Source organism: Methanothermobacter tenebrarum, assembly GCF_003264935.1.
Lineage (GTDB): Archaea > Methanobacteriota > Methanobacteria > Methanobacteriales > DSM-23052 > Methanothermobacter_A > Methanothermobacter_A tenebrarum_A.
Genome location: NZ_QLOE01000004.1, coordinates 101,891 through 114,991, shown reverse-complemented (window position 1 = coordinate 114,991; position 13,101 = coordinate 101,891). Strand labels below are relative to the sequence as shown.

The 13,101-nt window shown below is 40.7% G+C and carries 12 protein-coding genes; 5 read left to right on the top strand and 7 right to left on the bottom strand.

Annotated elements, in window-relative coordinates:
* Window positions 1–3: 3 nt before the first annotated feature.
* Genes DPC56_RS04540 through fen form a run of 4 tightly spaced genes read left to right on the top strand, consistent with a single transcriptional unit; the run spans window position 4 to window position 4,003 of the window.
* Window positions 4–1,179: a homocitrate synthase family protein gene (locus DPC56_RS04540; RefSeq protein WP_112093881.1), complete on the top strand. Its 1,176-nt coding sequence runs from the start codon at window positions 4–6 to the stop codon at window positions 1,177–1,179.
* Between the two features lie 9 nt (window positions 1,180–1,188).
* Window positions 1,189–2,448 (top strand): homoaconitase large subunit, encoded by a 1,260-nt coding sequence (gene hacA, locus DPC56_RS04535; protein ID WP_112093880.1) that lies wholly within the window; start codon window positions 1,189–1,191, stop codon window positions 2,446–2,448.
* A 17-nt stretch (window positions 2,449–2,465) separates the two neighbouring features.
* Window positions 2,466–2,996 carry a chorismate--pyruvate lyase family protein gene (locus DPC56_RS04530; protein ID WP_112093879.1) on the top strand — a complete coding sequence of 177 codons (531 nt, stop codon included), beginning with the start codon at window positions 2,466–2,468 and terminating at the stop codon, window positions 2,994–2,996.
* 20 nt (window positions 2,997–3,016) lie between these two features.
* Entirely contained in the window at window positions 3,017–4,003 is a 987-nt protein-coding gene (fen, locus tag DPC56_RS04525) for a flap endonuclease-1 (protein WP_112093878.1), read from the top strand.
* Here the strand turns inward: fen and DPC56_RS04520 are convergent.
* From DPC56_RS04520 to DPC56_RS04495, 7 genes are all read right to left on the bottom strand, one after another.
* Window positions 3,972–5,918, bottom strand: a complete 1,947-nt coding sequence (locus tag DPC56_RS04520) for an IGHMBP2 family helicase (protein ID WP_112093877.1) — start codon at window positions 5,916–5,918, stop codon at window positions 3,972–3,974. The two genes, fen and DPC56_RS04520, sit on opposite strands and share 32 nt — an antisense overlap.
* Window positions 5,919–5,978: 60 nt before the next feature.
* The gene (locus DPC56_RS08460) at window positions 5,979–6,257 is read right to left on the bottom strand and encodes a DUF2119 family protein (protein ID WP_281267919.1); all 279 of its coding nucleotides are present in this window, start codon (window positions 6,255–6,257) and stop codon (window positions 5,979–5,981) included.
* Window positions 6,193–6,591, bottom strand: a complete 399-nt coding sequence (locus tag DPC56_RS04515; protein WP_281267918.1) for a DUF2119 family protein — start codon at window positions 6,589–6,591, stop codon at window positions 6,193–6,195. The genes DPC56_RS08460 and DPC56_RS04515 overlap by 65 nt, the downstream gene beginning before the upstream one ends.
* On the bottom strand, window positions 6,588–7,841 hold the full coding sequence (gene ahcY, locus DPC56_RS04510; protein WP_112093876.1) for an adenosylhomocysteinase: 1,254 nt from the start codon (window positions 7,839–7,841) through the stop codon (window positions 6,588–6,590). The genes DPC56_RS04515 and ahcY overlap by 4 nt, the downstream gene beginning before the upstream one ends.
* Window positions 7,842–7,900: 59 nt before the next feature.
* Window positions 7,901–10,093, bottom strand: a complete 2,193-nt coding sequence (locus DPC56_RS04505) for a CDC48 family AAA ATPase (protein WP_112093875.1) — start codon at window positions 10,091–10,093, stop codon at window positions 7,901–7,903.
* A gap of 156 nt (window positions 10,094–10,249) precedes the next feature.
* The gene (locus tag DPC56_RS04500; RefSeq protein ID WP_112093874.1) at window positions 10,250–11,554 is read right to left on the bottom strand and encodes a prephenate dehydrogenase; all 1,305 of its coding nucleotides are present in this window, start codon (window positions 11,552–11,554) and stop codon (window positions 10,250–10,252) included.
* A 1-nt stretch (window position 11,555) separates the two neighbouring features.
* A complete protein-coding gene (locus DPC56_RS04495; RefSeq protein ID WP_112093873.1) occupies window positions 11,556–11,927 on the bottom strand; it encodes a DUF5518 domain-containing protein in 372 nt (123 codons plus the stop codon).
* A gap of 99 nt (window positions 11,928–12,026) precedes the next feature.
* On the opposite strand from DPC56_RS04495, the gene DPC56_RS04490 reads away from it, so the two are divergent.
* Window positions 12,027–13,082 carry an mRNA surveillance protein pelota gene (locus DPC56_RS04490; RefSeq protein ID WP_112093872.1) on the top strand — a complete coding sequence of 352 codons (1,056 nt, stop codon included), beginning with the start codon at window positions 12,027–12,029 and terminating at the stop codon, window positions 13,080–13,082.
* The last annotated feature ends 19 nt before the right edge of the window (window positions 13,083–13,101 follow it).

The window sequence follows — 13,101 nt, the reverse complement described above, 5'->3', positions numbered from 1 at the left end:
CATTTGAAATACTTTGTAAGTCCCTTCAACAAAAAAGTAAAATTAAAATTCCCAGCGAAAATCACAATCTATGACACCACCTTAAGAGACGGAGAACAGACCCCAGGAGTCTGCCTAGGAACAAAAGAAAAACTAGCAATAGCAAGAAAACTCGACGAACTAGGAATACACCAGATAGAAGCAGGCTTCCCAGTCGTATCAGAAGAAGAAAGAAAATCAGTTAAAAAAATCGCAAATGAAGGCCTGAACGCTGAAATACTAGCATTATCTCGTACAAAAAAAGAAGACATAGAAACGGCCCTAGACTGCGACGTAGACGGGATAATCACCTTCATGGCCACATCAGATCTACACCTCAAACACAAATTAAAACTAACAAGAGAACAAGCACTAAACGTTTGCATGAACTCAATAGAATATGCAAAAGACCATGGAATATTCGTAGCATTCTCAGCAGAAGACGCCACAAGAACAGACCTTGAATTCTTGAAAAAAATCTATAAAAAAGCCGAAGACTACGGAGCCGACAGAGTCCACATAGCAGACACAGTAGGCGCCATCACACCCCAAGGCATGGAATTCCTCGTAAAAGAACTCAAAAACTTCCTCAAAACCGGAATAGCACTACACTGCCACAACGACTTCGGACTCGCAGTCGCGAATTCAATCGCAGGCCTACTAGCAGGGGCAGAGGCAATATCCACCACAGTTAATGGGATAGGTGAAAGAGCAGGGAACACAGCCCTAGAAGAATTAATAATGGCCCTCCTACTCTTATATAACATAGACCTAGGATTCAACATAAAAGTACTCTGTGAACTCTCAAAACTAGTGGAAAAATGCACACACATGAACGTCCCAGAAAATAAACCCATAGTAGGAAAAAACGTCTTCAGGCACGAATCAGGAATACACGTAGACGCAGTCCTAGAAGAACCATTAACCTATGAACCCTTCCTACCAGAGCTAATAGGGCACAAAAGAAAAATAGTCTTGGGCAAACACTCAGGATGCAGAGCAGTTAAAGCAAAACTCGAAGAATACGGGATAGAAGTAACACGAGACGAACTCTGCAAGATAGTCGAAGAAGTGAAAAAAGCCCGAGAGAAAGGAAGATTCATAAATGATGAACTATTTAAAGAAATCATAAGTTCAGTTAAAGGACCAGTAGACATGTAGTGATCCCCCATGAACATGACCGAAAAGATACTAGCCAAGGCCGCGAGAAAAAAAGAAGTACAACCCGGCGAAATCATTGAAGTTAACGTTGACCTTGCAATGACACATGATGGTACAAGCCCACCCACCATAAAAACCTTCAAGAAAATAGCTGAAAAAACAGGACAAAAAAGAGTATGGGACCCGAAAAAGATAGTAATAGTCTATGATCATAACATACCCCCAAATAACATTGGCGCGGCCGAATTCCAACAAATAACGCGAGAATTCGCGAAAGAACAGGGGATAGAAAACATTTTCAAGCACGGAGAAGGCATATGCCACCAAGTGCTGCCAGAAAAAGGGTTCACAAAGCCAGGAACCATCATAATAGGAGGAGATTCGCACACATGCACCTACGGGGCCTTTGGAGCATTTGCTACTGGAATGGGAGCCACAGACATGGCTATGATATTCGCCACTGGTAAAACATGGTTAAGGGTCCCGGAATCTGTGAAAATAGAAGTCAATGGCGAATTCCAAGAACATGTAACAGCCAAAGACCTCATATTACACATTATAGGAGAACTTGGAGTCGACGGCGCAACCTACAAATCCATTGAATTCACAGGAGAGACCATCAAAGGACTCGGAGTCCCAGATAGAATGACCATCTGCAACATGACAGTAGAAATGGGAGCCAAAAATGGGATAATAGAACCCAACAAGACAGTCATAGAATATCTCAAAAAAAGAACCTCTCAAAAAAATTTTGAAATCTACACTTCAGACCCAGATTATGATTACCATGAAGAATTCTATTTTAACATAGATAATCTCGAACCACAAGTAGCATGTCCAAACTCAGTCGACAATGTCAAAGATGTTAAAAAAGTCATTGGAACGCATATAGATCAGGCATTCTTGGGTTCTTGTACAAATGGAAGATTTAAAGACCTTAAAATGGCGGCTGAAATACTAAAAGATGAAAAAATACACGACGATGTGAGGATGGTAGTAGTCCCAGCGTCCTCAGAAATCTACCTCAAAGCCCTAAAGGAAGGTATTATAAAAATTTTCATAGATGCAGGGGCGATAGTATGCAACCCAGGCTGCGGCCCATGTCTTGGAGCCCACATGGGCGTCCTAGGCCCTGGAGAAGTTTGCATATCTACAAGTAACCGAAACTTCCAGGGACGTATGGGAGACCCCAAATCAAAAGTTTACCTTGCAAACCCTATAATAGTAGCCAAATCAGCCATCAAAGGTGAAATATCCATACCAGAATAGGAAAAAGGGGATATGGAATGGATATAGATGTTGTGGAGGAAATTAAAAGAATTGAGAGATTAATAGGCCCACTTTCGAACACTCAAAAGATACTATTAGCAACTGATGGTTCAATTACAAGAATACTCGACGTCATGTTCGGGGAAGTGACTATAAAAACTCTGGTACAAGAGTTTAGAGAAGCCAGCGAAGAAATCGCTGAAAAACTTGACATAGCCGCTGGGGAAAAAATAAACTACAGGATAGTTCTCATCGGTAACAAGGAGCCTCTCATACATGCAATATCATACATCCCCCTCGCAAGATTAAACAATGATTTTAAAGAGGATCTGATAAGGGCAGACATACCAATCGGGAAAATACTGCGCAAACATAACATCGAATCAAGAAGAGAAGTGGAAAAAATAGACATTGAAGAACCCACAAAGGACCTTAAAAGGATATTCCACACAGATTCATTAATGTTAACACGCACATACAATATCATACACAAAGACAAAATCCTAATAAGGATAAAAGAAACATTCCCCCTCACATACTTCAAATAGGGATTTTGAGGTTATAAATTATGGGTGTTAAACTCAAAGATATAATATATTCCTCTAAAATAAAAGTCGAGGATTTAAAGGGGCGCATTATAGCAATCGACGCTCCAAACACCATATACCAGTTCCTCTCCAGTATCAGGCAAAAGGATGGAACACCCCTAATGGACAGAAAAGGGAGAATAACATCACATCTTAGCGGCATACTCTATAGAACCTCAGCCATCATAGAAAAGGGCATAAAAGTAGTTTATGTATTCGATGGTAAGAGCCCACATTTAAAAATGGAAACAATCACAAAAAGAAAAACTATAAGATTCGAAGCCGAAAAAAAATGGAAAGAAGCCCTCAGAGAAGGAGAAATCGAAGAAGCCAGAAAATATGCTGTAAGATCCGCCAGAATATCCCCCGATATAATATCCACTTCGAAAAAGCTTTTAGATTTGATGGGCATTCCATTCGTTGAAGCACCGGCAGAAGGCGAAGCCCAAGCATCTTATATCGTCCAAAAGGGTGATGCATGGGCCGTCGCGTCACAAGACTACGACTGCCTACTATTCGGAGCCCCAAGAATCGTTAGAAACCTCGCCGTAACAGGAAGAGCACACGAACTAGAACTTCTAGAATTAGAGGGCATCCTGAAAAGATTGGAAATCACGCGAGAACAGTTAGTTGACATAGCACTACTTATAGGGACAGACTTCAACAAAGGAATAAAAGGTATAGGGCCAAAAAGCGCCCTTAAACTCATAAAAGAAAAGGACAACATCTATAATGTACTAGAAGATCTAGGCAAAGAATTAGATGAAGATCCTGAAATTTTAAGGGAGATTTTCCTCAATCCAGAGGTTACAGATGATTACAAACTTTCATGGAGGAACCCAGACAAGGAGGGTATAATAGAGTTCCTTTGTCACGAGCATGAATTTTCAGAAGAAAGGGTGCAAAGCGCCATAAAAAAAATGCAAGTTGAAAAATCTATCCAGAAAAGTTTGACAGACTGGTTCTAACAGACTCCCTCCCCAGCCTATAATAAAAACCCCTTTTGACAGAATACTTGATAAGCCTTCTATAAGATGGGTGTGTTCGAAGAGTCTCCGAATCGCCTATAATGACAAGCTTTCTCCTAGCTCTTGTAAGTGAGACATTAAGACGCCTTAAATCTCTGAGAAATCCTATCCTACCATCCTTATTGCTCCTAACCATGGATATAATTATAATTTCCTTCTCACGCCCTTGGTAGCCATCAACAGTGTTTACCTCAACCTTAGCATGGGATGATATAAGATCCACCTGATCATCATAAGGTGTTATAATACCAATATTAGAAGGTTCAACACCCTTCTTAATAAAAAGATTGGAAACTATAATGGCAAGATCAGCCTCTAATTGATTCTGTAGTGAAGGCGACCCTCTAATCCTCCTCTCAAACTTGCCTTCAATATCAGCAGTGTCTATGAAGAGCAGGGGCTTTTCAGGGTTTAAAAGTTCCCTTCCAAGCTCCCATTCACAGGCTGTATCATCCACAAGATCCTCTACAGTGAAATCTTCTAGGCCAGGGGCTGCTTTTATTCTACCATCATAAAATTCCATGTTGGGGAATTCCATTAACTGAGGATTCATGCGATACTGGACATCCAACATGTATGCCTTGTATGGGTACAATCTTATCAATTCTTCGAATAATGTCTTCTCTAACTCAATGGCATCCTGGTTCAAAATAGTTGGGGGCAACTGTTTATGATCACCCGCTAGGACGAACCTTCCACCACGTGAAAGAGGGATGAGAATACTTGGTATTGTTGCCTGAGAAGCCTCATCCACAACTATAAGATCGAATCTGATACCGTCAAGATATTCTAGTGCTGCTGATGAATTAGTTGAAAGTATAACAGGTGACTTATCCAGTATATCAGCCACTATCCTACCTTCTATATCTTCTATCATCTCGTATAATTTATCTATCTTCTTGTTGATTTTAATCCATTTTGCCATGGATATCATGACATTAGGTGATATTCCCCTGCTTCCTCTCCTTTTCATGGCATTTGCCAGTATTTGACGGTCGCTTAAACCTCTCCTGAAAGATGGTGTGGGCTTATGATATTTTTCCCTTTCTCTTATCAAGTCTTGGATCTTTTCTTCCAGTTCAGAGATCCTCTCATAATCCTGATGATTTTCCACCTTATAGGCTAGACTTTTTTCTATGTTTTCTTTTGAGACCCGCTGTGGATGTCCAAGTCTCACACATTCCACTTTCCCATCTAATCCTTCTAGGATATTATCCACGGCCAGGTTACTCTCAGCTGTTACGAGTAATTTTCTACCCTTTTTAACCTCCTGGAGTATGAGTTCGATGAGTGTTCTTGTTTTACCCGTGCCAAAGGGGCCGTGGATCAGGAAAAAATCCTTGGAGGCTAATGCCCTAGATATCGCCTCCTTTTGGGAATTGTTAAGATGCTCATCTTCTAATTCGAATTCCACTCTTCTAACTTTGGCTGTGGGTTTCCTCTTCTCTAAGAGGAATTCTAAAATATTATAAGTGTTCTTGTTAAGTTTTTTCAGGTTATCTTCCATCCGTTGGAATGTGATGTCATTTGCATATAAGTCGATTCTAACATTTTTTAAAGCCCACCTTGGCACCTTTTCCATGGCCACAATTATGAACCTGTTGCCTTTCTGGGCTACAGTAGCTGTAAGGTCGCTTCTGAGAGGGTTGCCCTTGCTTATAAGTACAAGGTCTCCAACGCTTATCTCAGTTTCGATGGGGGTTTTCCTACCATACTTGACAAGGGTGAATCCAAGTTCCCTGCCAAGGATCTTCCCATCAAGGTTGTTAATGGCCCTACCTATCTTTTCACGTTTTAGAGCTGATAAACGCTTTATCTCCGAGATCATGGCTTCTATCTCGGCTTTCCTTTCCATTTCGACAAGTTCTAGTAATCTTTTAACGTATTCTTTGATTTTGATTTTGCGAACCTCCGGTTAGAATGGTGGATAATCACCGAAAAATTCTATGGCATATCTTCTTGCAATTTCAACTTGTTCGGGGTATTTCTTCGCGAGCTTTTCCTCCAATTCTGGACGGTCTTTTATTGATGCTATGACCTTTAAAATACTAGTATAGGTTCTGAGAGCTTTGTTGTCTATTTTATACTGGATGCATGGCATTTCAAGGGTGATGCAAACATCAGCCCGTTTAAAAAAGGTAGTCCTTATATGGGGGGATACTGAGCCTATTAGAACACCATTTTTCCAATTCAATGAGGGGTGGTACCCCTATTTTCCTTTTACGATCAGGGTCTATGAGTCCTTTATAGTTTTTGTAACAATGCGCTTCAACGTAAATGGACGGTCTATAATATTTTATTAATGAAATTATCTCCTTTCCTTGTCTTGTATTATAATATGATCTTTTCAAAGTGCTGAGGTAGGATGTTGGATCACAATTGTAGATTATAAGTTCACCATCTTTCACATCCTCAAAACTCAATGCTTTAAAGGCTTTTATTGTTGTAAGACCTTCATTTCCGTGTAAGCCCCCCACAAACAATCTCCTAGGCTCATCCCCTTTTTCTATCAGCCTGAAGAAACTCATGTTCCTTCCTGCCAATTACTTAAATATTCCACTTGTCGCGGTGTTAATTCATCTATCTCTATGTTCATAGATTCCAATTTCAACCTTGCAACCTTTAAATCGATCTCATCAGGGGATTTATAAACTCCCGGTTCATAGTCCATGCTTAGAAGATGTTGTGCAGAAAGTGCTTGGAGTGAAAAACTCATATCCATTATCTCTGCAGGGTGGCCTTGTCCCCTGCTCGAAGCCAAGTTAACTAGCCTACCCTCAGCGAGAAGATATAGTCTTCTACCATCACTTAATATGAATTCCTCAATATCCTCCTTGATAATCCTATTATCGACTGAAAGGCTTAAAAGATCATCACGGTTTATCTCCACGTTAAAATGCCCGGCATTAGCCATTATACAACCATCCTTCATCTTTTTAAAATCCTCTAGGGAGACAACATCAATATTCCCAGTAGCTGTTATAAGTATATCCGCATATTTAACAGCCTCATTAACCTTCATAACCCTGAAACCGTCCATTCTAGCTTCTAGGGCCCTTATAGGATCTACTTCGGTTATGATAACATTAGCTCCAAGGCCTTCAGCTCTCATGGCGATCCCGCGGCCACACCATCCATAACCACAAATAACAACGGTTTTGCCCGCTATTAACATGTTAGTTGTGCCCATTATAGAATCAAGTGTTGACTGGCCAGTACCATACCTGTTATCGAAAAGATACTTTGTATAAGCGTCATTAACTGCCACTACGGGGAATCGTAGCGCCCCATCCTCTGCCATGGCTCTGAGACGGTGTATACCTGTGGTTGTCTCTTCACAAGCGCCTTTTATTTTATCTAATAGTTCAGGTCTTTCTCTGTGGGTGAGGAATATCATGTCTGCTCCATCATCTATTAGGATATCTGGTTCATGGTCGAGGACGCGATGTATATTCTCATAATATTCTTGGGTTGTTTCGCCACGCCAACCATAAATGTTAAGGCCAAGGGATGCTCCCGCTGCTGCAGCATCATCTTGTGTGGAAAGCGGGTTGCAGCCTGTCATAGCGACTTCAGCCCCTCCTGCCATTAATGTTAGTCCAAGGTTGATGGTTTTTGGCTCCAAGTGTAGACATGAGGCTATTGTAATCCCCTTGAATGGTTTTTTTTCTTCGAATTCTCTTTTTATGTGTTCTAAGACTGGCATGTGCCTTTGAACCCATTCTATTTTCTCTTTCCCTTTTGGGGCTAATGAAATATCTTTCACGTTATATGGCATGATAATCCCCTTCTTTTCTATAAAAAAATTTAAAAAAAGGTTTGTGTGGGGGGGTTCCTTTAGAGGTATTGTACTTGCTCTTCTACCATGGTTGATTTTGGTTTTATTTTCCTCATTGCCTCTTTGAAGTTTTTCATTGGGACTTCTTTTGCGTTCATGTCTTCTCTGAGTGTTAACATGGCTGCTTCTCTGCAGATTGCTTCGATGTCCGCGCCAACATATCCCTCTGTCATCTCGGCCAATTTTTCTAGGTCGACATCATCTGCTAGTGGCATTTTCCTGGTGTGGACTTTGAATATTGCGAGTCTAGCTTCCTTGTCAGGATCTTCGACTTTCACATGCCTGTCGAATCTTCCTGGCCTTAATAGAGCAGGGTCTAGGATGTCTGGCCTGTTTGTTGCTGCTATTACGACCACGTCTTGTAGTTCTTCTAGGCCGTCTATTTCTGTTAATAGCTGGTTTACAACCCTCTGGGTTACTCCTGAATCGGCTTCTGATCCTGTTCTTCGGGATGCTATTGAGTCTATCTCGTCGAAGAATACTATTGTTGGTGCTGTCTGCCTTGCTTTCCTGAATACTTCTCTAACTCCCTTTTCTGATTCGCCAACCCATTTTGAGAGCAGTTCTGGTCCTTTGACTGCTATGAAGTTGGCTTCGCTTTCGTTTGCAACTGCCTTTGCAAGTAGCGTCTTACCAGTACCTGGTGATCCATATAATAGTATGCCTTTTGGTGGTTTTATGCCGAATTCTTTGAATTTTTCAGGATATTTAAGGGGCCATTCAACTGCTTCTCTGAGCTCCTGTTTTGCTTTTTCAAGTCCCCCTATGTCATCGTATGTTATGTTGGGTACTTGTACTAGTACTTCTCTGAGTGCTGATGGTTGTATGTCCTTTAGAGCGTTTTTGAAGTCTTCCTTGGTTACTATCATCTTTTTGAGGACTTCTTTTGGTATTTCTTCGTCGACTTTTATTTCGGGTATTACTCTTCTGAGCACTCTCATTGCAGCTTCTTTACAGAGTGATTCTAGGTCTGCGCCTACGAAACCGTGTGTTATCTCTGCCAGTTCGTCTAGGTCGACATCATCTGCTAGTGGCATCCCCCTTGTGTGTATTTCTAATATTTCTTTTCTTTCCTCTTTGTCTGGTACTCCTAGTTCTATTTCCCTGTCGAATCTTCCTGGTCTTCTGAGTGCTGGGTCTAGTGCGTCTGGCCTGTTTGTGGCTCCGATGACCATGACTTGGCCTCTTGTTTTAAGACCATCTAATAGTGTTAGGAGTTGTGCGACTATCCTCCTTTCTACTTCTCCTGTCACTTCTTCTCTTTTTGGTGCTATTGCGTCGATTTCGTCGATGAATATGATTGATGGTGCGTTTTCTTCTGCTTCTTCGAATATTTCTCTGAGTCTTTCTTCTGATCCTCCGACGTATTTGCTCATGATTTCTGGGCCGTTTATTGCTATGAAGTGTGCGTCGCTTTCGTTTGCAACTGCCTTTGCAAGTAGCGTCTTACCAGTACCTGGTGGCCCGTACATTAGTATGCCTTTTGGTGGTGTTATGCCTAGTCTTTCGAATAGTTCTGGCCTTTTTAGTGGGATTTCTATCATTTCCCTTACTTTTTTGACTTCTTCTTTGAGGCCTCCGATGTCCTCATAGGTTACGTCTACGAGGTTTGTGACTCCTTCGAGTTTGCTTACGTCTACTGGTTGTGGTTGTATTTCGACGTTTGTCATTTCTGTGACTTTAACGACTCCTGAGGGTTTTGTTGATACTACTGCTAGTTTTAGTTCTCCTAGGGGTGATATGTCCATGAAGTCTCGGAGTAGTTCGTCGAATAGGCTGCCTGTGGATATTTGTTGTCTTATCCCTGATACTATTATGTCTCCTTTTACGAGTACTCTGTTTAGGAATGCTGATCTTATATCGCCTCTTATTATGATTTGTTGTTCTACTGGTGCTAGTACGACTTTTTCTGCTTCTTTTACGTCTGCTTTTCTTATTGTTACTTCTTCTCCTATTGATGCTCGTGCGTTTTTACGTAAGTATCCGTCTATTCTTATGATGCCTAGGCCTATGTCTGATTGTGATGATGCAGCTGTGGCTGCTGTGAGCTTTTTTCCTTCTATTTCGATGATGTCACCGTCTTTGATGCCTAGTTCTTCCATTGCTTGGGGGTCGAGGCGGGCTATGCCTCTACCAACATCTGATTGTGATAATGCTTCGGCTACTTTGAGTTTTATTTCTTTTTTATCCATTTTAGTTCACCTTATTATCTTATTTTTTTGTTATTTTAATAATATTAGTTATGAGTTATCCTAACATTTTAGTAAACTTTTGTAACTATAATACAAATGCACTTTATATTATATAAAGTTTTCGGTAATTTTAAATATGAAAAAATAAAGATGGTATTATCTTATAATCGCGCCAAAACCTTCCAGTAAACCCTTAACCTTTTCATAAACCCCCCGATCAATAACTTCAAACCTAAAGGTTACACTCACCATCCCCAAAGGGATTTGATCACCTTTATAAATATCAATCACACTAGCCTTCACAACACCATCCAAACCCTCAATAACACTTCTTATGATCTCAGGATCACAACCTTCAGGAAACATAGCCGAAATATCATAACTACGCCTAGGAAGATTCTTCACCTTCCAATCCCAAAGCTCATCCTTATCCAAAACTCGAATATTTGACACCTTCAGCTTCACACGTCTCTTACCAACCCTCAAAACGGCAAAATCCGGGTCAACGGACTCTAAAACACCAACATGAACATTACCAGAATAAATATGCTTAAGACCAACCTCCCTACCAACAGAATCCTTCAAAACATCCAACTCCTTATTCAAAGCAAAAATAGCCTTATCAGACCTTCCAAGAGAAGCCTCAACATCATCCAGACACTTAGCGGCGAAACTCATCCACCTAACAAAATCATCCTTTTCTCCACGCCTTAAAAGATCCTCCAAACGCTCAACAGCCCCTATAAACCCCCTACGCACTCTTTCACCATACCTATTATAAACTTGTATAGAATAAGCCAAATAAGGATTCTGCGAAACTATCCTAGCAATAGTATCAAGCATAAGATTATAAATAGGACTCGCAAACCGCCTAGACTCCCCCACATCAACACCCAAATCCCTAATAGTCAACGCAATACTGATATAAGCAAAATGAGTAAGCACCTGAACAACACTCATCATCCTATCATGCTTCTCAGGCGAAGTAACCAAAACCCTAGCACCACGATCCTTCAAAAAACTAACAACCCTCTCAACCCACCTAGACTTCCTCAAAGGAGTTAAAACCACAACCTGACCAGCAAGTGAACGTATCCTAGGACCAAACATAGGATGGGTGGGGAGAACATCAACACCCTCAGGGACAAGTTCTTCCATCAAACGGGCAGGCTCCTCCTTCACAGAAGTCACATCAACAAGTAAAGAACCCCTCCGCATATTAGGGGCAACCTCCCTGATAACATCAAGAGTATTCTCAATAGGCACAGATATGATAACAACATCAGAATCCCTCGCAGCCCTAACATTATCAGGACAATACTCCACACCAAGCTCCCTACTAGCATTCTCCCCAGCAACCCTATCCCTACCAGTTATAGTAACCCTAAAACCTTCACCTTTAAGAAAACCAGCTATCCACCTTCCAAGGCCTCGTGTACCACCAATAACCGTAATATTCATATTACCCTACCTGCTCAGTTTTACCCAACTGGGATGCCTTAACAGCCAAAAAACCACCTAAACCACCAAGTAAAACCGCCAAGAAACATGTTAAAAGAAAACCAGCAACAAAACTGAAAATGTCAACTCCAAGCATACTACTTATCCAATATGGCATCTCAGGCCCCATTATCATATTATAAATAAACAACATGACAGCAAGGATTAAAGTTGCTATTGCACCCACACTAGAACTCCTATCCTCCTCCCTAGTCAGATAAGTGGCTATAAAACCTACAAAGACGAATATAAAAACTCCCCCAAAAAATATGAACAGGACAATCCCAAATATTATACTGATCAAAGTTGCTGTTCCAGCTTCATAATCACCCATTCCAACATCTCCTCCCTAACATATTATATCACTCTAACCATAACCTAGTTAGTGTAAGTTCCCTTATATTATTAGATCTTTCTATGGTGTGAATCAAAAATGAGGATAATCCAAGAGGACAAAAAGAAGGGAGTCATAGAATTAATCCCTGAAACCCTTGACGATCTATGGCACCTATCCCACATAATAGAAGAAGGCGACCTTGTATCTTCAAAAACCACTCGCAGAATACAAGATACTAGTGGTGAGAGGATAAGAAGAGACAGGGGCGTGAAAAAAACATTCTATCTAGGAATCCGTGTGGAATCTGTGAAATTTCATAGATACACTGGCAAATTAAGGGCAACAGGAACCATAGAAAAGGGCCCTGAAGATCTAGTACCACTAGGCTCACACCACACAATAGAAATCAAACTAAACACCCCCCTGCGCATAAAAAAAGAAACATGGTCCAAGTGGGCCTTAAGAAGATTAAAGGATGCCATAGAATCATCAAAAAGATTATATGCTATAATATTAGCATTAGAAGACTACACAGCCGATATAGGGCTTATAAGACAATATGGGATAGAATATTATGGCCCTATTATCGGAGGCATCCCAGGCAAAAGAATACAAACAAAAGACAGACGAAAAAAAATCATCCAATTCTATGAAAAAATAATAGAAGCCATAAAAAACCTAAAAGGAATAGAACTAATCGTCATTGCAGGACCAGGATTCACAAAAACAGACTTCCACTCCTACCTAAAAGAAAAACATCCAAAATTAGCTAAAATCTCAATAATAGAAAGCACAGGAACCGGAGGCCGCGTAGGGATACAAGAAGTCCTAAAAAAGGGTACAATCGAACGCGCAGCCACAGAAAACAGAATAGCAAAAGAAATCAGAAACGTCAACGAAGTACTAGAAAAAATAGCAAAATCCTCAGATTTGATAGCCTATGGAGAAAAAGAAGTTACAGAAGCAGCCAACATGGGCGCAATAAAAAAATTATTAATAATAGACAAACTTGTAAGCGAAAAAGAAACATTACTAGACCTAGTCGAGAACATGGGCGGTGAAATAATACTAATAAGCAGCGAACACGAAGGAGGCAAACAACTAGAAGCACTTGGAGGAATAGCAGCCACCCTAAGATTCAAAATACACTAAAAAACCCATTGAGGGACAA